This is a genomic window from Gracilibacillus alcaliphilus (assembly GCF_016909015.1).
In the GTDB taxonomy this organism is placed as follows: Bacteria; Bacillota; Bacilli; order Bacillales; family Amphibacillaceae; genus Gracilibacillus; species Gracilibacillus alcaliphilus.
Genome location: NZ_JAFBFA010000005.1, coordinates 145,636 through 172,023 on the forward strand (window position 1 = coordinate 145,636; position 26,388 = coordinate 172,023).

The window sequence follows — 26,388 nt, forward strand, 5'->3', positions numbered from 1 at the left end:
AACAAGCGATTAGACTTGTTCCATCCCATCTAGGAATAGAGGAGTGAAAAACATGACTTTTAAAAATCGTACATATTGGTTATTTTTGTTACCCACATTACTAGCTCTTTTAATAGTGTTAATCCTCCCTTTTTTCCAAGGAGTGTACTATTCGTTTACGGCCTATAATGGGTTTCAAGTATCTGAATTTGTAGGATTTCAAAATTATATTAATTTATTATCAGATTCTCAATTTCTTTATAGTTTAAGATTCACAGCAGGTTTTTCGATTGCTTCGGTAATAGGGATAAATGTTATCGGTTTGGCATTTGCCATATTAGTTACACAAAAACTGGGGAAAGTAAGCACCCTGTTTCGGACCATTTATTTTATGCCAAACCTTATTGGCGGAATTATATTAGGGTTCATCTGGCAGTTTATTTTTCTAAAGGCTTTTACAGGGATTGCAGATTTTACCGGCTTAGATTTCTTTAGAGGCTGGTTGTCAGATACACAAACTGGTTTTTGGGGCTTAGTGATCTTATTTGTCTGGCAAATGAGTGGTTATATTATGGTTATTTATATTTCATTCTTAAATAATGTGCCTAAAGAATTACTAGAAGCAGCAACAATAGATGGTGCAAATAAATGGCAAAGCTTTTGGCGAGTGAAATTTCCACTTATTATTCCTGCGTTTACAGTTAGTTTATTTTTAACTTTATCTAACGCTTTTAAAGTATATGATCAAAACATGGCGTTGACGGCAGGGGGACCATTTGGTTCAACAGAAATGACTACGATGAATATTTATGATACAGCTTTCAAAATTCAAGATATGGGATATGCGCAATCTAAAGCGATTGTTTTTCTAATCATTATTACACTTATTTCTGTTATCCAACTGTATATTACACGTAAAAAGGAGACAGAACTATGAGAAATCAAGAACGTATGCATAAATACATGATGGTGTTTATCGGCGCAGTTGTCTCTTTATTATGGATATACCCATTTTATCTAGTATTTGTTAATTCAATTAAAACAAAAGCAGGAATTTTTGAAAGTACCCTATCTTTACCAAGTGAACCAACCTTAGAAAACTATCCAACTGCATTTGGAGAACTAGATTTTGCATTAACATTTTTAAATTCTGTGATAATCACGGGAGGGAGTATTTTTCTCATTGTAATGTTTACCTCCATGGCAGCGTATGCTCTTTCACGCAGACCAAGCAAAACTAGTACCGTAATATACTTTCTATTTGCTATATGTATGTTAATTCCATTTCAGTCTATTATGATCCCGTTAGTTTCCATATTTGGAGCGGTAGATATGTTAAACAGAACGGGTTTATCGATTATGTATTTAGGTCTGGGTTCCAGTTTAGCTGTTTTTCTTTATGTTGGAGCCATGAAAGGTATACCTAAAGCATTGGATGAAGCCGCCATTATAGATGGTTGTAATAGATTTCAAGTTTACTGGCATATTATCCTGCCGATGTTGAAATCTACAACGGTTACAGTCATCGTACTAAATGCGATATGGTTTTGGAACGATTATTTATTACCATCCATTGTTATTAATAAGGAAGGTATGTATACGATACCGCTTCGAACATTTTACTTTTTCGGAGAGTATTCTACACAGTGGCATTTAGCTCTAGCAGCTCTGGTAATAGCTATGATACCAATCATTGTGCTGTACATGTTTTTACAAAAATATATTATTGATGGTATTTCAGATGGAGCTGTTAAATAAATTAGAGGAGAGAGACAGATGAAATTTACTGATGGAAATTGGTTAGTAAGAGAAGGATATAGCATTCACTTTCCAAGATTTATTCACGAAGTCGTTGAAAAAGATGGGGTCATCACACTTTATGCACCTTGTAAGTATATTAACAATCGCGGCAATACACTGGATGGGCCGTTATTAACGATTAAAATTTCCGCACCATTAAATGATGTAATCAGGATACAAACATGGCATTTTACTGGAAGAAAAGCAAAATATCCTAATTTTGAGGTGCTCGACCAAGCAAATAAAATCGAATGGAAAGAGGAGGACGATACCCTTTCCTTTACAAGTGGACAACTATATTTAAAGATATCTAAAAAAGACTTTTCATTATCTTTTGAAAATACAAACGGTAAATTGACTACTGGTGATGCAAAAGCTCTTGCATGGATTAAAGGTCCAGAAGAAAAAACATATATGAGGGGGCAGCTTCAATTAGGTGTAGGTGAACATCTTTATGGATTAGGTGAGCGTTTTACTCCTTTTGTGAAAAATGGCCAGACCGTAGATGTATGGAATAAAGATGGCGGCACCAGTTCCGAACAATCGTATAAAAATGTTCCTTTTTATTTAAGCAGTAAGGGGTATGGTGTGTTTGTTAATCATCCAGAAGAAGTAAGTTATGAATTAGGTTCAGAAGTAGTATCTCGTTCTCAATTCAGTGTGGAGGGGGAATATTTGGATTATTACCTTATTAATGGTCCCACACCGAAAGAAGTCATCAGCAGATACACAGAATTGACGGGTAAACCAGCTTTACCGCCTGCTTGGAGCTTTGGATTATGGTTATCTACCTCTTTTACTACAAATTATAATGAAGAAACCGTGAACCATTTTGTCGATGGTATGTCTGAAAGAGGGATTCCGTTAACTGTTTTTCATTTTGATTGCTTCTGGATGAAGGAATTTGAATGGACCAGTTTTATGTGGGATGAACGAAATTTCCCAGACCCACAAGGCATGTTAAACCGTTTAAAAGCAAAAGGTTTAAAAATATGCGTTTGGATTAATCCATATATTGCTCAAAAGTCTCCACTATTTGATGAAGGTGTGGAAAAAGGCTATCTCATTCAAAAACCGAATGGTGATGTTTGGCAATGGGATTTATGGCAAGCAGGTATGGGAATTGTAGACTTCACGAATCCTGCTGCTTGTGAGTGGTATAAAGAGAAATTAAAAACACTCCTGGATATGGGAGTAGATTCATTCAAAACAGATTTTGGCGAAAGAATTCCTACGGATGTTGTTTATCATGACGGATCTGACCCTCAAAAAATGCATAATTATTATTCCTATGCATTTAATGAACTTGTTTTTGGCTTATTGAAAGAAGAGTTAGGAGAAAAAGAAGCGGTCGTGTTTGCCCGCTCTTCTACAACAGGTGGACAACAATTCCCTGTTCATTGGGGGGGAGATTGCGATTCGACTTATGATGCGATGGCAGAAAGTTTACGTGGTGGGTTATCATTAACTACTTCCGGCTTTGGTTATTGGAGTCATGATATAGGTGGTTTTGAAAATACAGCGACTCCTGATGTCTTTAAACGCTGGACAGCCTTTGGCCTATTATCAAGTCATAGCCGTTTTCATGGAAGCTCATCGTATCGAGTACCATGGCATTTTGATGAAGAAGCGGTAGATGTGGCACGACATTTTACAAAATTAAAGAATAGTCTTATGCCTTATATTTATGGCCAAGCAGTTGAGAATAATGAAACTGGGGTTCCTGTCATGCGTTCAATGCATGTGGAATTTCCAGAAGATCCGTTATGTGAAACACTGGATCGACAATATATGTTAGGCGATTCTATTTTAGTAGCTCCGATCTTTAATGATGAAGGAATAGGTTCTTTCTATTTACCAGAAGGAAAATGGACACACTACTTAACAAATACGGTTATAGAGGGTGGCAAATGGATAAAAGAAAAATATGATTACTTTAGTCTGCCCATTTTTATCAAGCCAAATACGATTTTACCAACTGGAAAGAATGAGGAACACCCTGTTTATGACTATTCTGATGAACTTGTCTTTAAGCTTTATGAAATAGATAATCATCATGAAGTAATCCAAGAGTTAGTCAATACAGATGGAGAGAAATTCGGCTCCATCAAAATACGCCGTCAAGACCAAACATTAAAAGTAGAAATAAATGGCTTAAATAAACCTTATCAAATAGAGCTAAAAGGACAGACTGCATTTGAAGGTGGTCCGGAAGACAAGCAGGTAGAGATAGAGCTATAATCTAGTACCAAAAGGTTAATTTTAATCTAAAATAAGCACAATCATAAGGGATATGAATGCTTATCATGTTTGATGTAGCAATTAAACTCATGCTAAAGCATGAAAAACCTCTGAAAAATAAGAATCGAAGGGATGGCCTCTTCGATTCTATTTTTTTGAGAGTGAATGCCAACTAGCAACTTTAATAGAAGGCGAGTTCGTTTCTTTGTTAACCCCTTTTTCTTTAGTTTATAGCTTAGCTGAGAAAACTCATGACTTTAGTCGCGCAGATGAATCGGCTTTCGTTCTGCTTATTTTTGGAGGTAGTGGGAAGCAACTATCATTTTGTCATCTGGATGGAGAGAAAAGTCTTCCTTTTTCTCCTATGTTTGGTATAATAAAAATAGGAACATACATTCTGTTCAAAGAAGGTTAAAAGACATGTTACGACATAAAGCATACAGGTTTCGTATGTATCCCAACTAAGAACAAGCGAGGCTCATTACGAAGACAATGGGCTGTTCCCGATTTGTGTACAATCATTTCCTCCATCTATGGAATAAGGAATATGCGGAAACGGGCAAAGGCCTCTTCTGCTACGCCTGCTCTGCCATGCCTCCAAAAATGAAAAAAGATGAAACTACATATTGGCTACAAGAAGTGGACAGTATCGCCCTTCTAACTTCCCTTCAACATCTGGCGGATGCTTTTTCACGATTCTTTCAGAAACAAAACGCTATCTATGGGGCTGTAAAAATTACCAAAAACAGAAACGTAAAGTGGCCAAATTACAAGAAAAAGTAGCCAATCAGCGTGCTGATTTTTGCATGAGTTGAGTACAGACCTGATCCAAAACCACGATGTGATCTGTATCGAAGACATACACAACCGACATGCTGAAATAAAAAACTGGCTAAATCTTATTCGGATGTCTCTTTGTATGCCTTTGTAAGACAATTGACATACAAAGCAGAATGGTATGGAAAAAGTCTTATTAAAATAGACAGACGGTTTCCATCCAGCCAACGTTGTTCGGCATGCTGCCACCAAGACGGCAAGAAATCACGGGATATCAGGGAGTGGACCTGTCCACTGTGTCATACCCCGTCATGATCGTGACATTAACGCCAGTCAAAACATTTTGGCAGAAGGTCTGCGCTTGCTTAAAGAAAGCAGTGTATCAAAAGAACCGCAGGAACTGCGGGGATAGATTCGGTAACCGCTGTTGGTCAAGACATACACCAACAAGTAAGCTCTGTTCCCAATAATCTTGTGACTTTAGTTTATGAGAGGTTCAAAACACCATTCTCTCGTCTTTCTTCAACGATAATTCTCCTAACAGCAGTTCATTAATCCATTGACTGGCCGCTCCTAATGGTATGGCATGATCAGTTAAGTCAGATTTTACTATTTTTAGCTGATTGGTATTCGTTTTTAATGCATGTTGATGGAATGAATTTACCAAGGTTGCATAACTTGTTTCTGGTATTTGCTGAATAAGACTGCCCGTTAAAATAATTTTCTCTGGATTAATGATATTGACTAGAGTTGAGACAGCTATGCCTACAAATCGAGAAGCCTCTTCCAATATGCCTGTCACTAATACATCACCGCTTAACATCGCCTGATATATATCAGTAATAGTAATTAAGTCTGGAGATGCTTTTACATCATGCAGCAGTGTAGAGAACCCCTTCTTCATCCTTTTCTGAACTTGTTCTAGGATAGCAGTTTCACTAGCAAGTGCTTCTAAACAACCATAATTTCCACAAGTACATAACGGCCCATTATCATCTACAATGGTATGCCCGATTTGACCGGCTCCAAAGTCAATGCCGTGGAATATCTTTCTGTCGATCATAATGCCAGCACCAATGCCATAATCAACATTTATGACAATAACAGAATTCTCTTCTTGAGCCTGTCCGAACCATGATTCAGCCAAGGTCAATGCATTACAGTCATTGTCAACCAGAACAGGTAAATGCAGCGCATTCTCCAGCATTTCCTTTATTGGTACGTTATTCCAATGCAAATGAGGAGGGTAGACGGCAATGCCCTGCTGATAGTCAACAATGCCATGCATACCGACCCCAACACCTAGTATCTCGGATTTATCTATATCATGTGTTTGTAACATACCATTAATTAGTAAGGTGATCTTATTAATGATATAGTTTGGGTCCGTATTATGGGGGAGCTCTTCTACATGATGAACTAACTCTTTTCCTAATATATTGTAAAAAACAATGGCAATGTTTTTAGAAGTGATGGCGACACCGATAATTTTTAGAGCATCTTCTTTAATAGCATATAATGTTGGGAATCTTCCGCGATTAGATTTAGTTTCTCCGATATTTTTTATTAAGTTATATTGTTCAAGAGCTTCAATAATATCTGCAACAGCTGGTAAAGTAAGGCCGCTTCGCTTGGATAAATCGGATTTGGATAAAGGTCCTTCTTTCATTAAGAAACGAAGGAGTAATTTCTGATTATACTGTTTCATCATATCTTTACTTAATTTTAATTTTGTATTGTACATAGTAGCTACACCATCCTATTCGTTGTGCAACGTAGTTAATTAAAGTAAGTTAATTAAATATTAGTTTATTAAATCTATGCAAAACAATCAAGTCTATTGGTATGTGGATTAAAGGGAAGAGGAATCTCTTTTTTATTTTTTAAAAATAAGTTGACTTTATTAAAGTTACTTTATATAATGGGACGTAATTTAGGAAGCGCTTACAAAAAAGAGGAGTTGAACTAAATGAAAAAATGGTGGGTTGCAGTTGGATTATTGTTGGCTGTCGTTTTAAGTGCCTGTTCAAGTGATAGTAATTCAAACGGTAGTGGATCAGATAATCGATCAGATGATGATGGTGAGGTTAATTTAACGGTCTGGACTTGGCCCAATAATGACCAAACCTTTGAGAATATCACGATTCCTTTATTTGAAGAAGAGCACCCGAATATCAAGGTAACAGTCCAAGCCTTTGGACAAGATCAATATGCTGATAAGCTTTCCTCATCACTTATCGGTGGTAATGTGCCTGATGTGGCAATGGTTGAGATCAATAACGTAGAAAATGTTAAGAACCTGGAATTATTCGAAGATTTAAGTCAAGAACCATATAATGCGGGTGAATTTTCGTCGAAGTATTTAGATTACTTTTGGGACTATGTAACAAATGAAGATGGTTATATCTTTGCTTTGCCAAAGAACTCTGCACCTGCCGCTATGTTTTATAATAAACCGATTTTTGAAGCGGCTGGCCTGCCGACAGATCCAGAAGCAGTTCATGAGCTGCTGTCTACTTGGGAAGATTACTTAGCAGTCGCTGAGGACCTGTCTATTAATGGAGAGCAATGGATGTTAGGTGTTCCGTCTGAAATAGCCAATGCGGTAACTCAGCAAGCAGGAACAGCGTATTTCAACGAACAAGGTGACCTGCAAATTGATAATGAAGAATTTATGTATGTATATGATCTCGTAGATCAGCTAGGTGATATCGGTGCCTTTTCTCCTTATGAACAATATTCACCTGAGTGGAATGCGGCAATCCAGCAAGGAAATATTGCGACATTCTTATTTGGGAATTGGTTTGGTAAGTATTTAAAAAATAATACAGATGGTGCAGAGGGAGAATGGGGAGTAACCTATGCTCCGGGATATCAAGGTAATTCATCTTATAATCAAGGCGGTGATTTTATTGATATTCCTAAAGATGGAAGTAACAAAGAGGCGGCATGGGAATTTGTGAAATTTGTGACGCAAAACGAAGACAACTTTCAAGCGATGTATGAACAAGATGAACTATATCCGGCCTATTTAGAAATGTTAGATAAAGAATGGATGAATAATGAGAATCCTTTCTTCGGAAATCAGGTGACCAATGAAATCTTTCAAACGGTTGCAGAGGATATGACGGCACCATATGTGACAGAAAACGATCCAGTAGCTGGTGAAGGTGTAAAAAATCTGCTTGCCAATATTACATTAGGCAATATGGAGATTGAACAGGCACTGGAGCAGGCCAAACAAGAGATCGAAGCAAAAATACAATAAAATCCGTGAGATTGTGCACAGCTGATTAGTGACATATATCAGAACGCTGCATGTCGTGGTAAAGCAGCTATTCCTCAATGGAGGTTAACATCGTGATGATAAGCAGGAAAGAGAGCGGCCTCCTCACCGCTCTCGCCTATTTAACCTGAACCAGGTGGTGAATCTATGAAAGTGGCTAAAGGTTCTATTGTTTACAGAATGAAACAAAACAAGATGTTCTATATTAGTGTGGCACCATTCTTAATGATTTTTCTTATGTTTAGTCTGTTTCCGATTGTAGCTTCCTTTTTCCTAGGGTTTACAAAATGGAACGGCGTTGGTTTACCAGAATTTAATGGCATCGATAACTATATACAACTATTTAAGGATCCAATCTTTATCAAATCGATTTATAACACAATTTATATTTGGTTTTTTTCCACGCTTTTCACACTAGGTCTGGCTTTTATTTTAGCTTATCTAGTCAATCATTATATTGATAGAGCAAAAGGTTTTTTTCGAGTGGTGTTTTTATTTCCATTACTTGTAGCGCCGGCTCTTACTGCGATTATGATCAGCGTGATTTTTTCTACCAATGCAGGGATTGTTAATTCTATAATCAGTCTATTTACGGAAGGGGTATTCACTTATGAGTGGTTGAGATCACAATTTTGGGTGAAGCCATTAATTGTGCTGATTATTGTCTGGAGATGGACCGGTTACCACTTTATCTTATATATTGCAGGATTGCAGACTATTTCGAAAGAACTATACGATGCTGCAGAAATTGACGGTGCCAACGTCTTTCAGAAAATTATGAATGTTACACTGCCTTTAATGACTCCCATTTTATTAGTGAGTGTTATTACTGCGACAGTTGGTGGAATCCAAATATTTGATGAACCGTATGTGTTGACGCAAGGTACGGGTGGCATAAACAATTCCGGGGTCAGTATGGGCATGTACTTATATCAGACTGCATTTGAATATTTTAATTTTGGTCTGGCGGCTGCACAATCATTCGTATTATTTCTGATGATTCTTGGAATTACTCTTGTCAATGCCAGGTTGTTAAGAAATAGAACATAATAGGGAGCGATATCCTTATGGAGAAATTCGTAAGTAAATATATAACGTTTTTATTTGTCACCATATTGATGTTAATTTTTATTTTTCCACTTATATGGATGCTTATTTTATCAACAAATTCAAGAACGGAAATCTACAGCTTTCCGCCTCCGCTTTTGCCGGGTACAGAGCTTGTGAACAATTTCCAAAATTTAATCGCTCAGATACCCTTTTTTATGAATCTATGGAATAGTGTGTATATTGCGGTTGCAAATTCAGCATTGATTCTGTTTGTTTGTTCTTTTGCGGCTTATGGTTTTGCTCGATTTACCAATGCACCAGGGAATAGATGGATCTTTGCTATGGTGATTGCAGCCATTATGATTCCACCATTAGCAGGCATTATTCCATGGTTTATGCAAATGAGGTGGCTTGGCTGGATTGACACACATTGGCCGTTAATTATTCCGGCTGCTGCTTATCCTTTCGGTGTATTTTGGATGTATCAATATATTAAACAGGCGGTACCTAATGAATTATATGAAGCTTGTAAAATGGATGGTGCCTCTGATTTTCGAATCTATATCCAGATGGTTATTCCATTAATTCGGCCTGGATTAGGTGCACTAGCGATATTGTCTTTTCTGAATTCATGGCAAAATTTTCAACTGCCATTGATTGTCTTAAATAGTACCGAGAAGTTTACTATACCTTTAGCTTTAACCAACCTTACCTCTCAGTTTGGCACAGATGTTGCCGGAATTATGCTAGGTACTTCGATTAGTGTGGTTCCAATATTTATCGCCTTTATTCTTGCAAGCAGACATTTTATCGAAGGGTTAACAAGCGGTTCTGTAAAATCTTAAAATATAGGAGGAATATCTATGTCTAATCATCTACTTGATCTAAATGGGGAATGGTCCATTACACTACATTCTGAACAAACTAGCTATGCAGGGGAGCCTGATAACTTTGCTGATACGGTGCAAATTCCTGGCTCTTTAGAAGAACAAGGCTTTGGTGAGGCTTCTGATCATTTTCCGATCGGCACCTGGAAAAAGAAGCGCGAATATGAAGGGATTGCCTGGTATTCCAAGGAGATTGAGATACCGAAGGCCTACCAAGACCATCATTTGAAACTGTATATTCAAGGTGTACGCTGGTATTCTGAATTATGGCTGAATGGCACGAAAGTAAGTGATAATAATTATTTAAGTGTCCCGCATGAATATGATATTACCGATCAAGTTCAAATAGGAACAATCAATCGGATTTCGATCAAAGTAGATAATCGTATGCAGATGAAACTGCAGGAAAGCCATATACATTCCTATCATACCGGAACGAATTGGGGTGGAATTACTGGCGGTGTACGTATTGAGGCTGTCCCGCAAAAGGGAATAAAACAGGTAAAAGTCGAAGCTGATGAGAATGGCTGTCAAGCGGCTGTTACCTTTTTGGATCAACCTGATCCATCGATGTTTATTAAACATAGTGTGGTAGATGAACATGGAAATATCATCTGTACAGATAAAACACGATTAAAGGAAAAGAGCATTGTTATACAGATGGAGTTTCAGCAAAAAGTAAAACTTTGGTCACCGCAAGAAACCAATCTTTATGTTTATAAAATAGAGCTGTTCCAGCAGGATACTTGTATGCAAACAAAAGAAATTCAATTTGGGATTCGATCTTTTACCACAGATGAGAACCAGTTTCGTATCAATGGTACACCGATATTCCTCAATGGCTATGTTGATTGCTGTATATTCCCACAGACGGGGTATCCGGTTTGGGATAAGGAACATTATCGTATGCAGATGCAAACAGTTCAGAAATATGGCTTTAATCATATCCGGCTACATGGATGGACGCCACCAGAGCCGTTTTGGCAAGCTGCAGATGAATTAGGCATGCTTGTACAGACCGAACTGCCGCATTGGAGTGATCATTATCGACAGCGGCAGGTAAGTGCACCGGCAGATGTACATGACTTTTATAAAAAGGAACTAGAGCAAATAGTAGAAAAACTCTTCCATCATCCATCATTTGTGCTGTTGTCGATGGGAAATGAATTAATCAGCAAAGAAGGTCATCCTCAGTTGAATCAATTGGTTCAATATGCAAGGGAATTAGATGCTTCCAGACTGTATACAGATAATACTGGCTTTGGGGAACTGCCAAGTCATGATCGCGAAGGGGATTTTTTTATCCCAACACTGAACTGGCATCCGCCGTATCATATTAATGATGCTGCTGGGCCTGATACAACGACTGATTATCGGGAAGTGACGAAGCTCGAAACCAAGCCACTGATCGCACACGAACATGGTCAATTTACAATGTATGTCCGACCGGAAGAAGAAAAGAAATATCAGGGAATCTTAGAACCTCATTGGCTGGAAACTATTAATCAATCGCTGGATAAAAAAGGGTTACAAGACAGGCTGGATGAATTTATTGAAGCCACTGGTATTCATCTCGTAAGGGCATTAAAGGAAACCTTTGAGAAGGCGAGGAGAACACCAGGACTGTCTGGGATTCAGCTATTGGATATACGTGATTTTCCTGGGCAAGGTCATGCCACGGTAGGTATACTGGATGTTTTTTGGGATGAGAAAGGAATCATATCGCCAAATGAGTTTAAACAATTTAATAATGATATGGTATTGCTGGCAAGAAGCAGCGGAAGAACCTTTTATTCTCATCAGACATTAACTGTACAGCTCGATATCTCTTATTTTGGTAAGGTCATTACAGATACCAGTCTGGAATGGGCCTTAACAAAAGGTGAGCAAACTATTACGACAGGAATGATGGAGTCGATTACGCTTGATGGTCAAGGGCTTCAGCCAGTACAGGTTATCCGCATTCCGCTGCAGACAGACATTGCTGAGGAAGTGCACTTGCAACTGGTGTTAAAGAAAGACGGGCAGGTGCTGGCAGAGAACAGTTGGGATTATTGGGTTTACCCAAGCACTTCACTGCCGTCAAATAAGGACAATATTTGGACCCATACTGATTCTCTGCGTTCTATCTTATATGGCGCTAGATTTGAAGATCAACTTGACATTATTCAGCTTAGCTTCAAAAAGGATCCCGCGGTAGATTTAGTGATAGCCAAGCAGCTGTCACGAGATATCCTGCAGCATGTAATAGATGGTGGTAAGGTATGGCTGATGTCAGAAAATCAACAAGATGAGATTTTGACACGTTATTTACCTACTTTTTGGAATTACTTATGGTTTCCCGAACAACAAGGAACGACAATGGGGATGAAAATTCATGACCACCCTGTGCTAAAGAATATGCCGCATGATTCTTTTTCTGATTGGCAATGGTTCCATCTCGTGAATCAGACCGGGGCATTGAATTTAGACAGTGTGCCGCAAGTAGAACCAATTATAGAAGTAATCGATAATTTTAATCGAATGAAAAGACTGTCGTATATGTTTGAGGCAAAAATAGGCCGCGGCAAGCTGTTTGTAACGAGTCTGCGTTTTAAAGAGCCAGCTGATTTGAAACGGCCAGAGACTCAGTATTTGTTTCAGGAAATCATTAATTATCTAAATAGTAATCAGTTTGAGCCGAAAGCACAATTAACGATAAGTGAATTATTAGGTATTTTTAAAGTGAAAGCTATTGTACATCGTTAAGGAGGAGAGCTAATTTGACAACAGCAGCTGTAACGGTATATGAACGCGATGTGAAGATTCCAACCTACCCGGTAGGTAAACCAGAGAAAAATCCAATGTTTCTGGAGAAAAGAGTATATCAGGGGAGCTCTGGCAAGGTCTATCCCCATCCTATTATTGAAAAAATTTATGATGAAAAAGTCGAGAAAAGCTATCGCTTGGTCATAATGGAGAATCAGTACTTGTATGTCGAATTAATGCCGGAAATGGGCGGGCGTATCTATCGTGCTCTGGATAAAACAAATCAATACGATTTTGTCTATTACAATGAGGTGATCAAGCCTGCTTTAGTCGGTATCACAGGACCATGGGTTTCAGGGGGAATTGAATTTAACTGGCCGCAGCACCATCGGCCAAATACCTTTGGACCAGTCGAATATACGATAGAAGACAATAAAGATGGCAGTCAGACGGTTTGGATGAGTGAAATCGACCGTATGTATGGCACGAAAGGGATGGCTGGTTTTACGTTGCATCCTGATAAAGCGGTTATTGAAATCACGGGACAATTATATAACCGCACGAGTCAAGCACAAACGTTTTTATGGTGGGCCAATCCAGCCATTCCTGTCAATGATGACACACAATCCATTTTTCCGCCGGATGTTCGTTTTGTATTTGACCATGGTAAAAGGGATGTCTCCAAATTCCCGGTTGCGACCGGTGAATATTATAAGGTGGATTATTCAGCAGGTGTAGATATTTCTAAATATAAAAATATCCCTGTGCCAACTTCTTATATGGTACATCATTCAGACTACAATTTCGTTGGCAGTTATGATTTTCGTAAGCAAGCGGGGATATATCATGTAGCTAATCGGCATATTTCACCTGGTAAAAAGCAGTGGACATGGGGAAGTGGTGACTTTGGCAAGGCCTGGGATCGCAATCTGACTGATCAAAATGGTCCCTATGTGGAACTAATGACAGGTGTGTATACGGATAACCAGCCTGATTTCACATGGCTCCAGCCTTATGAGGAGAAGCGGTTTACGCAATATTTTATGCCATACAAAGATATCGGTGCGATAAAGAATGCTAGTGCCGATGCAGCAGTGAATTTAGAATTAAATAATGGTATCCTGACCGCTGGTGTGTATACTACATCCAGTTTTGACCAAATCAACGTGAAGATTAAATATCAAGGCAGGGTTATGCACGAGTTAACCTGTTCTTTGTCACCTGACAAAGGCTGGCTGAACAGCTGGGAAGTGGATAAAGCAGAACAGATTCATGATTATCAAATAGAAGTGTTTACCAAAGACCACAGACTCTTGGTAGATTTTCAAGCAGAAGCACCGGCAATTGAAGAAATAGCTGAAGCAGCTAAGGCTATTGAGCCGGCAGCGGCACTTGCTAATAATGAAGATCTTTTTTTGGCAGGGCAGCATTTAGAACAGTATCGACACGCTACATTTGAGCCGGAAGATTATTATCTGGAAGGATTGCGGCGTAATCCAAATGACTATAGGATCAATAACGCTTATGGTCAGCTGTTGTTACGACGAGGCCAGTTTGCGGAAAGTGAAAAGCATTTAAGAAAAGCTGTTCACACATTGACCAGGCACAATCCTAACCCATATGATATGGAAGCCTTTTTTTATCTGGGATTATGCCTGCAGTATCAAGGTAAACTAACAGAGGCTTATCGTATCTTTTATAAAGCAACTTGGGGTGGGCTGTGGAAGGATAAAGCCTTCACTCATTTGGCGATGATTGCATTCCAGCAAAAGGATGTGGAAAGTGCCCTGTCTCATTGTGAAGAGGCATTACTACACCATCAAAACCATTTGCTTGTCCGCAATCTTACATCTGCTTGCCTGAGGGCCTTAGGGGAAAAAGAACATGCCTTGTCTTTTACATTAGCAACGATAGACAAGGACCGTTTGGATTTTGGTGCGAGACTGGAGTTATATTTGACTTACTTAGAACTTGGAGAACAAGAGAAAGCGAAGCAAGCCTTGGAAGTATTACATGACATCATGAGAAAGGATGTGCGCAATTATCTTCATTTAGCACAAGATTTACTGCTTTCCGGCCGATTTGCAGATATTCAGCGATTACTAACATCTGTCACCGAAACAACCCATCCGATGATTGATTACTATCTTGGATATGTGAGCAACCAACAGAATAATGTAACAGAAGCAAAAAGTTACTATGAAAAAGCCAATCAACAATTGCCTGATTATGTTTTCCCAAATCATCTATATGATTATCTTGTACTGCATGATGCGATAGCAGCAACCACAGATAATGATAAGGCTCATTATTATGTAGGCAATCTGTTATATGATAAGAAAAGGTATCAAGAAGCTGCTGAACATTGGCAAGAGTCGATTGCACAAAAGGACGACTTTCCTACTGCTTTTCGCAATTTGGCTTTTTATTATTATAACAAACTAGGTAATCAGGAAAAAGCGAGCAAGGCATTAGAGCAGGCCTTTCAGCTGGACATGACTGATGCACGGGTGTTTTATGAGTTAGATCAATTATATAAGAAGACAGGACGCTCTCCAGATAACCGCCTCCAGTTGTTAGAAAAACATAAGAAGTTAGTGGAGGAACGGGATGACCTTTTTGTCGAATATGTTACGCTCCAAAATTTGCTTGGTGAGCATACCAAAGCTCTGGCTTTAATAAATAGTCGGCAATTCCATCCATGGGAAGGCGGGGAAGGGAAGATAACCAAACAATATGTCTCTGCCCACATTGGCATAGCATTAACAGAAATGGACCATCAGCAATATAACAAAGCCATTGATCATTTAGAAGCTGCCACTGTATTTCCGGAAAACTTAGGGGAAGGGAAACTTCAAGGGGCACAAGAAAATGATATCTATTATTGGCTGGGCGTTGCTTATTCACGAAACGGTCAGGAGGAAACAGCTGAGATCTATTGGCAAAAGGCGAGTCAGGGGCTTAGTGAACCTGCTACAGCCATGTATTATAATGACCAGCCGCCAGAAATGATTTTTTATCAAGGGTTGGCTTGCAAGATGTTAGGAGAAAAAGAGGCTGCGAAGGGCAAGTTTAATAAATTAATAGATTATGGTGAAACCCAATTATTTAAATTGTTAAAAATTGATTATTTTGCGGTTTCTTTGCCAGACTTTCTCGTCTTTGATGAGGATATGGATCGAAAAAATAAATTGCATTGTTACTTTATGATGGCATTAGGAAAGATTGGCCTGCAGCATAAAGAAGAAGCGGAAACATTTCTGCAGCATCTATTAGAGTTAGATCCGAACCATCAAGGAGCCAAGTGGCATCTGCATCAACTGAATAGATTGTAAAGAATAATTCACGGGATACTATAGGCGGTCCCGTGAATTATTTTTTATTTTAAGATCGGAAAATATATTCAATGATAGATATTATTAGATATTGCAGAAATATCTTCCGTAGAATGTATCGAGAGCAAGTCAACCGCTGCGGCTGACCATTTCGCTTCTCGCAGCGAACATCTATCTTGGCTAAAAGGTAAAGAACCAAATGCTTCTTGGTTTTTCTTAAAGCTTTAGCTGAAATGAGTTTCGGGTTAAAATATATCCTAATCTAGCTCTAGAAAGAGGTGCAGAAAAATGAAGGATTTTCACATTGCAGTGCCAACTTCTTTTCATCCAGATGAAAAATTAAATAGTGAAACCACTGTTCAGCATATCATCTATTTATATCATCAAGGCGTCCGTTCGGTGATGATTTGTGGTTCAACCGGTGAACAACATAGTCTAAGCTTGGAGGAAAAGCTGGAATTATTGGAGTATATCGAAAACTATGATTTACCAGATGATTTAGAAATTATTTTTGGTGTATCTAGTACTAGGCAAGTTTTTACAGTGGAATTAGCAATGGCCGTGGCCAGAAGTGCCCGTGTGTCGGCTATTTTATTGGGCTTTCCTCCATATATCATGCCAAGTCAAACAGATGTATTGCATTACTGCTATGCTGTTATGCAAGCAGCTGGTAATAAATCAATTATTCTATATAATAATCCAAGGAGAACTGGATTTGATGTAAGTGTCGATACCATGTTAAAGCTCTTAGAAAACCCTCAAATTATCGGTGTGAAAGAAGCTGGTGAGATGAATAAGGTGGAAAAAGTACTCCATCAGGTGCAACGAGAGGTATTGATCTTTTATGGTGGAGAGAGTGAGCTAGAACTGGCTGTTACCAAGGGATATAATGCCTTATCTTCTATAGCAGGAAATTTGTATCCTAATGAAATTTCTCAGTATTTTTATCAGCTAAAGAATCAGATCGAGATATCATCAGATACCAAGCTAGCGATAGAAGAACTTTATCGCCAACCATTAATACCTTATATCAAACACAAAATTAGTCAAAAAGAAAAGATCGCATTTGGTACATGTCGATTACCACTAGGGAGTCAGTTTTAGTTGATTCTGTAAGATTAGAGAGCTAGCACATTGTGCTTTACTTTTTCCATCAACACATAGTATAATCGTATCAATAAGTTAGATTTCAATGAATATAACGATAAAATAAATAAGGGGTGCATTGTGTGAGTGAAGTAGGTTCTAAATAGGAGATAACTAAACATGAAATAAATACATGGATCAAGAAGGAATACGCAAATAGCGTTCCTTTATTTCCCCATGGATTTTATTTCAGAACCTATGAAGATACCTGCTAGTACTCTATATGGACATGGAAAAGAAGCGTTTTTTGCTGTCTTCTTTTGTTGTACATGTTCGGCAAATGCCAACGAGCTGCGGTATTCCCGCGGCTTTTTTATTATCATCTTTACATTGAAATCTAACCGGTAGGTATCTTCATTCATGAGATTATCATAATGAGGAGCGTATCAAATGAATCAGATAACATATGAAAAGCTGCAATATAATGAATTAAAAGAGATCGTAAAGTCTTATTGTGTCAGTGGATTAGGAAGGCAATTGATTGATAAATTAACACCCAGCTCTGTTATCAATGCAGTAAAAAATCGTCTGCATGAAACAACAGAAGCAGTGGCAATCTTAAATACAAACAGCCGTGTGCCGTTTTTAGGTGTGACAAATATTGAACAGATTGTACAAGCGCTAGAAAAAGGGATCATACTTGAGCCGTCTGATCTTCTGCATGCTTCTGATTTTTTAAGAGGCTGCAGGCAAGTCAAAAAATATATGCTGGATAAGCAGGAGTTTGCACCGGTTTTAGCTTCTTATGCTCATTCGATGACTGAATTCAGCAGTGTAGAGGAAGAAATCAATTTTGCGATTAAAGGAAATCGAATTGATTCATCTGCCAGCAGGGAATTAAAACGAATTCGCCAGCATATGCACGCGGTAGAAGCGAAAATAGAAGAACGATTAAATAAATTTTTAAAAAGCAATACCAATAAGAAGTATATACAAGAAGCCTTTATCAGTAGAAAGGATGGACGTTATACCATACCTATAAAAGCTGCTTATAAGCATCATGTAGAAGGAGCGATTATAGACGTTTCTGCCAAGGGTTCGACTGTTTTTATAGAGCCACAATCCGTCACCAAACTAAATGCGGAATTTGCGGCATGTCAGGCAGAGGAGGCCATGGAGGAATATCAAATTCTGGCCGCATTATCAGGACTTCTCTTAGAGAATATTGCTGAGATCAAAATAAATATGGAATTGATCAGTCAGTATGATATGGTCTTTGCTAAAGGGAAATTCAGCAAACAAATAGACGGGATCGAGCCAAAGTTAAATGATTACGGCTTTATCCAGCTAGTGGAAGCGAGACATCCGCTTTTATCAGGTCATGTAGTGCCGTTGAACTTTGAAGTGGGCAAGGATTTTCGCAGTTTGATCATTACTGGTCCAAATGCTGGCGGGAAGACGGTTGTCCTTAAAACCATTGGTTTATTAACATTGGCAGCTATGTCTGGATTCCATATCAGCGCTGCAAAAGGAACGGAGATTTCTTTGTTTGAGCGTGTCTTTGTGGATATCGGTGATAACCAAAGTATCGAAAATGCGCTAAGTACCTTTTCCTCTCATATGCAAAATATTTCCGACATTATGAGAAGCGCCAATAATCATACGTTATTACTATTTGATGAAATCGGAAGTGGTACAGAGCCAAATGAAGGAGCGGCTCTTGCGATAGCTATTTTAGAAGAGTTTTATCAAATGGGCTGTCTAACTGTAGCTACAACACATTACGGAGAGATCAAACGTTTTTCCGAAATGCACCCTGATTTTATGAATGCGGCTATGCGATTTGACAGTGACACACTAGAGCCATTGTACCAGTTACTGTTAGGGAAGGCAGGAGAAAGTAATGCCTTATGGATTGCGAAAAAAATGAACCTTCATGAACGGGCACTGCAAAAGGCAGAAGATTATATAGCGAATAAAGACTATGAGTTAACAATGGTCAGTGAAAATAAAATCAGGAAACCAAAGCTGCCAAACAAGAAACCGAAGTATTATGATCAGTATGAAAAAGGAGATCGTGTAAAATTATTAGAACACAATGAGGTAGGGATTGTTTATCAAGGAATTGATTATGAGCACCATGTCGTTGTTTTTTGTCAGCAAGAATTTATGAGGGTACATGTAAAGCGAATTGCCTTAGAGATGCAAGCAAAGGATTTGTATCCCGCAGGTTATGATTTGGAGACATTGTTTGTCGATCATCAAACACGCAAAATGCAGCATGATCTAGAGAGAGGCTCCAAAAAAGCATTGCGAGAAATTGCCAAGGATATACGAAAAAAGAGAGACTGAAATAAACTTCCTGCAATTATAAAACTGATTATCGTTTGATCAATTTAGTTATCGGGAATAAGGACATATATACGTAGAGATATACCAATACGTGCAGGAGGTTTCATCTATGGAAAGCCAGCGAGTTGATAAGCTTCATGCCATACTGGAAGAAATCAGTCAGATAGTGGATGAAGAAGTTGCCATAAAGCTGGAATTGGACAAGTGTAATCAAATTCTTCAAAAGCTGGAACGGTTCTCCTCTGAATGTGTGGAGTGTGATCAGTACCTTGTGGAGTTTGAGCGGCATATCTTACAGCTTAACCGCCAATTAGATCAACTTACGAGTGAAGATATAAAAGATCACAAACAAAAAATGAATCATATCCGCTCACATCTGATCCAACAGCATGAACTGATAAGAAGCGGCTTTTATTTGAGTATACATGTATCTCTTGGAATATGTCTGGGCTTTGTATTTGGCTTGTTTTTATTACATGATATTGAACGAGGTTTAGCCATCGGAGTAGGACTAGGTGTTGCTGTTGGAATGTGGCTGGAGACAGCTTCCAAAAATAAAGGGCATATTTTATAATGTATGATTTTTCAGAGGTAATATATTAGCGAAGGGGCAGCCAAGGTTTGGCACGCCCCTTTCGTTTGTGAGAAGAGGGTCAATCCTTCCGCTCAAATGTGGAGATAAACTTGCGATGGATAGACAAAATAAAGTAAGGCTATGGAACTATTAAGTTAGGAGTGAAAAAAGCTGCCTGATCTATTTTGACAAATTTCCCGGGAAATAATGGACGGATAAATAAGAGGATAACCAATTAATTGGTTATCCAATATCTTCTAAAGAGTATCTCTTCGTTTTCATTCCATAATGTGTTTTCCAATTTTCCGTTATTCGCCTCAATTACTCTGGCAGAAGCAATATTGTTATCGTCACAGGTGATAAGCACCCTTGTGATATGCTGCTTCTTTGCCTCTTTTAAGGTTAACTCTAACAATTTGCTGCCATAGCCTTTTCTTCGTTCCGCTGGTTTAATAGAGTAACCAATATGGCCGCCATAATTTTGCAAAAATGCTGAATTTAACTCAAATCGCAAATTAGTTATACCTACCATCTGCTTATCACTTTCTCTAATGAGCAGCCATGTGCCACATGGTGCATAGCCATTAGGAACTGTTTCAGCAGACCAGAATTTCTCTACAACTTCTATCCATTGCTCAATAGAATGTGCTTCAGTTAGAAAACAACTGCCATGCAACACTTCTCCACTTTTTTGAAAAGCTTTTTTATACTCTGCAATTTGATCCAAAAAGGCAGAGTTTGGTTTTACTAACTTCATCATTTTCTTCCACTCCTTTGTGATATTTCCTAAAAAATATTAAAGACCGGTATTGCTGTTGTGCTTTTTATCTAAGACAAGCGTATGGTGCAAATTGCAACATTGTAAAATTTTGTCGATGTATGCAAGGTTTCTGTTATTATATTGAAAGAATAAATAATCTTTAGTATACTCCATAACCATATAATTAATTTGGACAAAAGAAAGGAGGGGAATATTATGAAGATATTTATGATAAGAATAATGATCATGTTATCTATTACTTTAGTTGGAGCATGTTCTGCCCTAACAGGAGAATCAGCAAATGAAAATAAAATTACTGGTGTGGTTTATGGAGAAAAAATATTTGCATTAGACTCAAAGGATCAATTAGATGCGAAACTAGAGATCAATAAACTAGAGACAAAGAATGATAGCTTAGATGTTGACTTAACTTTGAGTTACGATGGAAACGAGTTTGAGTTAGTAACTAGTGGGAAAGTATACCCTTCAGAAAATACATACACTGGCGGTTACCTGGTTGATTTAAACGAGACAGAGAATTATATGATTATATCTTTTAAGTTAGAAGAAGAGGCTGAAGAAGCTTTATTATTACCGATTAATGATGATTTAACAGGTAAAACAGTAGTGAAGATTGCTATGCTTGATAAAAATACAGATGACTTAATCTACTTTGAAGATATGTTATCGAATTCTCAACAAATCAATGACATAAAAGAGGTAAGTCAGGAACTGACATTGGACAATTTTGATGATCAACAAGCATTAAACGAACAAAAGGAAAAGAATCACTATATAGAATCATGGTTTACACCGTTTCTAGAACCCGTAGGAGAAAAGAATATAACAGAAAAAACGGAGTAGACTGTATCCTTTACTTTAGCAGCCGAATTTGTTCTGCAAGTTATAGAAATTGGTGTAACGATCAATCGCTCTTTAGAGGAAAAGCCTACTCTTAGCAATATGCACTCTACTTTTACAAATTTTCTATATTTTATCAGACATATTCACCGTGCTTTATTAACAGACCATACTTATGAAGTAGGATCATGTGATGATGTAAATGACAACTGATGAGGATATCAATAAAAGGTTGTTCGAGTATAATCAGTTGTTGGATTATTTTGATCCTGTGGAAAGTTCAGATATGGAATTAGTGATTAACTGGGATACACAACAAGCATATCAAATTAATAGCTGTGGTAATTGGGGATCAGAATGGATTATTTATAAATATGAAAGTAGGATAGTGTAAATCAAATGATTTGCTGTCCTTGATAGTCAGAAAAAGTAATTTTTTTATTCATATGTAGTTCTGATTTATTGCTGGCGTTTTTCTTTTATTTCGAAATACCAATATGTGTGTACAAAAAGTTCGAGGCAGCTTAGCGTTATTGCTATATCATAGACAAATCTGCTCCTTTGCAACAAAAATCATTTTTACTTGCGGACAAATTAAGAAGGGATAATTATAGAGAAACATTAACAAAGTTGTACTGCCCATAAAGTAATCACGGTATGCTTTAGTTACTTACATACCGTGATTTTGTATATGTCAGGGTTACAGAGCTTAGCCATTGACTACTTTTCCACCATTAATATGCAAGGTTTGGCCAGACATATAGCTGCTATCCTGACTGGCGAGATAAACATAGGCTGGACCAAGTTCACTTGGTTGTCCTGGTCGTTTCATTGGTGTATCTCCGCCAAACTCATCAACCTGTTGTGCGTCAAATGTTGCAGGAATAAGTGGTGTCCAGATTGGGCCGGGTGCAACTGCATTGACACGTATTCCTTTCCCTGCAAGTTCATTGGACAAGGCGCGGGTAAACGATACAATTGCTCCTTTGGTAGCTGAATAATCAATCAGTGTAGGGTTGCCTTCATAAGCCGTTACCGAAGTGGTATTGATAATCGTATTCCCTGGTTTTAAATGGGGCAGAACGGCTTTGGTTAAATAAAACATGCTGAACACATTGGTTTGGAAAGTTTTTTCTAATTGCGAGCTGGTAATATCCGTGAATGTATGCTGCGGATGTTGTTCCGCTGCATTGTTGACAAGGATATCAATCTTTCCAAATTGGTCCAACACGCTTTTTATTGCCGATTTACAAAAGGATTCGTTACCAATATCTCCGTTAATTAATAGGCATGTTTGTCCTGCTTGTTCTATCATTTGTTTAGTTGCTTTGGCATCTTGATGTTCCTCTAGATAGATAATAGCAATATCAGCACCTTCTTTGGCATAATGCAGACTGACAGATCTACCAATGCCACTGTCACCGCCGGTAATTACAGCAACTTGACCTTGCAATTTGTTACTGCCTTGATAAGAATCACGGATCGTAATCGGTTCCGGGTTCATTTTAGACTCGATACCCGGCTGTTTGTCTTGGGTTTGGGCAGGGGGAGTAATTTTCCCATTGTTGTTTTCCATTGGCATTAATATAATTCCTCCTCAAATATTTGTTATGGTTAGCAGTACCCGTTTTGGCCGTTTTTACTCCTGTTTTTCTCAAAATTCCCAATTAGCTATGGTGGGCGAATACAAAAATTCACAGTGCCAACTCCTGATTAATGCTAATGAGGCCTTCTTCATTTCGTCACGATGTACCAGTGCTTAGAATAGATTTATTGCAGTCTAATAAAACATCCAAAATCGTTATTGTTTCTTTATATTTTTCGCTTATCCTGTTAACTAATTGATATAACAGGTGGGATGGAAGAAAAACGGTAAAGGGAAGGCAAATTCCGCTTAAGGTGAGAAGTCGAAGATGAACTGATACAATAGGGATATTGAGACAAAGACACGGCATATCAGCAGATGGTTTGGAGGAAACAAGGGTGAGTAAAATCTTAATTATTGATGATGAACAAGAACTTGTGTCGCTATTGGAAGATGAATTGACAGCTCAAGGGCATGAGGTGCTTACTGCATATGATGGTCAGCAGGGGATAATATTAGCAAAACAACAGCCTGATTTAATTATATTGGATATTATGATGCCAGAAGTGAACGGCTTTGATGTCTGCCGGGTCATTCGTGATGATGTATTATGCCCGATTCTTTTTCTAAGTGCCAGACAGTCAGAAAAAGATAAAATTCAAGGGTTGACATTGGGTGGAGATGATTATGTTACCAAGCCATTTGGACTTGGTGAACTGCTGGCAAAAGTGGAAGCGAACTTACGAAGAGAACAACGTTCCCAATATATGATTAATGAAAATAAACAGTCTAAATTGTATTTTGGAACCTTAAGTATTGATATCAAAGGGCGAAGCGTCAAGATCGCGGACGAAACGATTGCCCTCACCAAGTACCAGTATGACATTGTAGAATTATTGGCATTGCATGCTGGACAGGTCTTCTCCAGGGAACATATCTATGAAAAAGTATGGGGCTATGATTCTGAAGGCGATTCTTCCACCGTGGTGGAACATATCAAGAAAATTCGAGCCAAATTTGCCATGGTGACACCAGCAGTTGAATATATATCAACTGTTTGGGGGATCGGGTATAAATGGAACAGATGATGAAACAAAGGGGATGTACAGGATGAAGAATCGCCCGTTAATTACACAGTTTCGGCTGACATTTATTTGGATTATTGTTGCTAGTATTGTTGCAACGATTATTACATACGGCCTTACCTTTCTTTTATATATAATGGTCGGCTTTCAACATGTGTATCCAGCAAATTATTATGAACAGCAAATTCCCGAAATCGAGGCCTATATACAAGAGGAAGGTGTCTCCTTGCTTGCTCCAGAAACGGAGAGTGAACTGCAAAGGAAAATAAGCGGGGAAGCCATTACATATCAAGTCTTGGATGGTGAGGGTACATGGTTATATGGCACAAATGACCAGCAATATTTTACAGGGAAAGAAGAATTATTGCACAGCGTGAATACCACTTTTAAAAAAGGAAATCTGTATATGGATACCACTCCAATTATTGATGAAACAGGAACCATAGCAGGGGCTGTAGTCCTTGCCTATCCATTACAGATGACTTTTGCGGAAGGTCGTGAATGGCTAGGGATTGTAAATATTGTGGTTTTGTTTTCACCCTTTCTTTATATAATAGGTTTTACCATATTGTTTTCGAAATTGTTTGTGAAAAATATTCATAACCCATTGAAAGTACTAATGGAGGCTTGTCAGAAAATCAAAGCAAAAGACCTTGACTTTGATATTCCTTACCAGTCAAAGAATGAGTTAGGCCAGCTAAGGGATGCATTTTCCGATATGAAGGAAGAGTTGCGGCGATCGCTAGCTACCCAGTGGAAAATGGAGCAAGAACGAGTGGAGATGGTCGAAGCGCTGGCACATGATTTGAAGGCCCCGCTATCGATTATTAAAGGATATTCAGAAGCTTTGATCCGATCTAGCAGCACTAAGGAAAATGTTAAGCTGGAAAAGTATTTGCATATTATTCACGATAACAGTGAGAAAAGCACGGCATTAGTCCAGCAAATGCAAGACATGACAGATTTAGAACAAGCTAATGTTTCCGTGAATCTTGTGTCTGTTCATTTGCAAACATGGTTAGAGGAAAAAATGCATTATTATGAATTACAGGCAAAACAAAAGACAATAAAGATCGACACACAGATAGATGAAGCTCTTTATGCAACGTATATGATCGATGCAGAGAAATTGGAACGTATTTTGGATAACATTGTATCGAATAGTATAAGGCATACCCCTGTTAACGGAAAAATTGTTATTTCTGCTAGGCTGCAGCAGGAAAAGCTCTTTTATCAAATTTGTGATTCTGGCAGTGGTTTTAGTAAGAAGGATTTGGATAAGGCACTAGATCGGTTCTATCGTGGCGACGAGGCACGCAGCAGTAAAGAGGGACACGCTGGCTTAGGGCTGTATATTGTCAAACAGCTGGTTGAACAACTAGATGGGACGATCCAATTGTCTAATGCCAAAGACGGCGGAGCATGTGTTACCTTTTACCATCAGGTAATTAGCAGGAATAAGGTGTAAGCAAAGAGAGTGTGTATCGATGAGATTAAAAGTAATTTAACAGACGGAAGAAGGAGAAAACCAAAGAAGAAAGGAAAAAGTCATTCCTGAGTACGTGAGAAGGGCTTTCAATAGTGAATTACAATTAAATTTCTTCGCTATTTCACAATTCATGAAATTTCAATAAAAAAAAGACATCTTTACCCTATGCATTTTACCAAAAATCTGCTAAGCTAATAGAAATATCAAATTTAAAATGCAGTGATAAGGATTAGTACTTGTGGACTTGTTCTCAGAAAGTTGCTGGTTGATGAGAAGCAATAACAGGGAAATAAGGAACTCACCTTGGAGCAGTCTTGGTGAAATTACATTAGCTTGAAAAGTAGCTGAGGACGGAACCCCCGCCGTTACATGGGAAGGATATAAGGCATCCAGCCTGTATCTGTTAAGTGCATGATAATGACGTATTATCATGAAATCGGGGTGGTACCGCGTAAGAATAAGTCTTTCGTCTCCATAGCAAATGCTGGGAGAA

Annotated in this window: 18 protein-coding genes, 1 pseudogene and 1 other annotated feature; of the genes and pseudogenes, 16 read left to right on the forward strand and 3 right to left on the reverse strand. The window is 38.3% G+C overall.

Annotated features, from left to right (window positions below; translation table 11 throughout):
• Positions 1 to 52 precede the first annotated feature (52 nt).
• The 4 genes and pseudogenes from JOD18_RS05980 (at position 53) to JOD18_RS05995 (ending at position 5,209) form a co-directional block, all read left to right on the forward strand.
• Positions 53 to 916 (forward strand): carbohydrate ABC transporter permease, encoded by an 864-nt coding sequence (locus JOD18_RS05980; RefSeq protein ID WP_204668027.1) that lies wholly within the window; start codon positions 53 to 55, stop codon positions 914 to 916.
• Positions 913 to 1,737: a carbohydrate ABC transporter permease gene (locus JOD18_RS05985; protein ID WP_204668028.1), complete on the forward strand. Its 825-nt coding sequence runs from the start codon at positions 913 to 915 to the stop codon at positions 1,735 to 1,737. Before JOD18_RS05980 ends, JOD18_RS05985 begins: the two co-directional genes overlap by 4 nt.
• A gap of 18 nt (positions 1,738 to 1,755) precedes the next feature.
• Entirely contained in the window at positions 1,756 to 4,020 is a 2,265-nt protein-coding gene (yicI, locus tag JOD18_RS05990; RefSeq protein ID WP_204668029.1) for an alpha-xylosidase, read from the forward strand.
• Between the two features lie 480 nt (positions 4,021 to 4,500).
• Positions 4,501 to 5,209 (forward strand): annotated as a pseudogene (locus JOD18_RS05995) (RNA-guided endonuclease TnpB family protein).
• Between the two features lie 84 nt (positions 5,210 to 5,293).
• Here the strand turns inward: JOD18_RS05995 and JOD18_RS06000 are convergent.
• The gene (locus JOD18_RS06000) at positions 5,294 to 6,541 is read right to left on the reverse strand and encodes an ROK family transcriptional regulator (protein ID WP_204668030.1); all 1,248 of its coding nucleotides are present in this window, start codon (positions 6,539 to 6,541) and stop codon (positions 5,294 to 5,296) included.
• 225 nt (positions 6,542 to 6,766) lie between these two features.
• Here JOD18_RS06000 and JOD18_RS06005 point away from each other — a divergent pair, with 225 nt between their 5' ends.
• From JOD18_RS06005 to JOD18_RS06040, 8 genes are all read left to right on the forward strand, one after another.
• Positions 6,767 to 8,065: an ABC transporter substrate-binding protein gene (locus tag JOD18_RS06005; RefSeq protein ID WP_204668031.1), complete on the forward strand. Its 1,299-nt coding sequence runs from the start codon at positions 6,767 to 6,769 to the stop codon at positions 8,063 to 8,065.
• Positions 8,066 to 8,230: 165 nt separating this feature from the next.
• Positions 8,231 to 9,133, forward strand: a complete 903-nt coding sequence (locus tag JOD18_RS06010; RefSeq protein WP_204668032.1) for a carbohydrate ABC transporter permease — start codon at positions 8,231 to 8,233, stop codon at positions 9,131 to 9,133.
• A 17-nt stretch (positions 9,134 to 9,150) separates the two neighbouring features.
• On the forward strand, positions 9,151 to 9,978 hold the full coding sequence (locus JOD18_RS06015; protein WP_204668033.1) for a carbohydrate ABC transporter permease: 828 nt from the start codon (positions 9,151 to 9,153) through the stop codon (positions 9,976 to 9,978).
• Between the two features lie 18 nt (positions 9,979 to 9,996).
• Positions 9,997 to 12,768, forward strand: coding sequence for a glycoside hydrolase family 2 protein (locus JOD18_RS06020; RefSeq protein ID WP_204668034.1), 2,772 nt, complete (start codon positions 9,997 to 9,999; stop codon positions 12,766 to 12,768).
• A 14-nt stretch (positions 12,769 to 12,782) separates the two neighbouring features.
• Positions 12,783 to 16,103: a DUF5107 domain-containing protein gene (locus JOD18_RS06025; protein WP_239587947.1), complete on the forward strand. Its 3,321-nt coding sequence runs from the start codon at positions 12,783 to 12,785 to the stop codon at positions 16,101 to 16,103.
• Positions 16,104 to 16,391: 288 nt separating this feature from the next.
• Entirely contained in the window at positions 16,392 to 17,207 is an 816-nt protein-coding gene (locus JOD18_RS06030; protein WP_204668035.1) for a dihydrodipicolinate synthase family protein, read from the forward strand.
• Between the two features lie 432 nt (positions 17,208 to 17,639).
• Positions 17,640 to 19,541, forward strand: coding sequence for an endonuclease MutS2 (locus JOD18_RS06035; protein ID WP_204668036.1), 1,902 nt, complete (start codon positions 17,640 to 17,642; stop codon positions 19,539 to 19,541).
• A gap of 109 nt (positions 19,542 to 19,650) precedes the next feature.
• Positions 19,651 to 20,115, forward strand: coding sequence for a hypothetical protein (locus JOD18_RS06040; RefSeq protein ID WP_204668037.1), 465 nt, complete (start codon positions 19,651 to 19,653; stop codon positions 20,113 to 20,115).
• Positions 20,116 to 20,350: 235 nt separating this feature from the next.
• On the opposite strand, the gene JOD18_RS06045 is transcribed toward JOD18_RS06040, so the two are convergent.
• Positions 20,351 to 20,875 (reverse strand): GNAT family N-acetyltransferase, encoded by a 525-nt coding sequence (locus JOD18_RS06045; protein ID WP_204668038.1) that lies wholly within the window; start codon positions 20,873 to 20,875, stop codon positions 20,351 to 20,353.
• Positions 20,876 to 21,091: 216 nt separating this feature from the next.
• Here JOD18_RS06045 and JOD18_RS06050 point away from each other — a divergent pair, with 216 nt between their 5' ends.
• Positions 21,092 to 21,739 (forward strand): hypothetical protein, encoded by a 648-nt coding sequence (locus tag JOD18_RS06050; protein ID WP_204668039.1) that lies wholly within the window; start codon positions 21,092 to 21,094, stop codon positions 21,737 to 21,739.
• A 199-nt stretch (positions 21,740 to 21,938) separates the two neighbouring features.
• Positions 21,939 to 22,130: a hypothetical protein gene (locus JOD18_RS06055; protein ID WP_204668040.1), complete on the forward strand. Its 192-nt coding sequence runs from the start codon at positions 21,939 to 21,941 to the stop codon at positions 22,128 to 22,130.
• Positions 22,131 to 22,445: 315 nt separating this feature from the next.
• On the opposite strand, the gene JOD18_RS06060 is transcribed toward JOD18_RS06055, so the two are convergent.
• Entirely contained in the window at positions 22,446 to 23,318 is an 873-nt protein-coding gene (locus tag JOD18_RS06060) for an SDR family oxidoreductase (RefSeq protein ID WP_204668041.1), read from the reverse strand.
• Between the two features lie 401 nt (positions 23,319 to 23,719).
• Between JOD18_RS06060 and JOD18_RS06065 the strand changes: the two genes are divergently transcribed.
• Both JOD18_RS06065 and JOD18_RS06070 read left to right on the forward strand, forming a co-directional pair.
• Positions 23,720 to 24,409, forward strand: a complete 690-nt coding sequence (locus tag JOD18_RS06065; protein WP_204668042.1) for a response regulator — start codon at positions 23,720 to 23,722, stop codon at positions 24,407 to 24,409.
• Complete coding sequence (locus tag JOD18_RS06070; RefSeq protein ID WP_239587948.1) at positions 24,360 to 25,874, forward strand: sensor histidine kinase; 1,515 nt, start codon at positions 24,360 to 24,362, stop codon at positions 25,872 to 25,874. Before JOD18_RS06065 ends, JOD18_RS06070 begins: the two co-directional genes overlap by 50 nt.
• A gap of 231 nt (positions 25,875 to 26,105) precedes the next feature.
• Positions 26,106 to 26,372, forward strand: a binding site (T-box leader).
• Positions 26,373 to 26,388 lie beyond the last annotated feature (16 nt).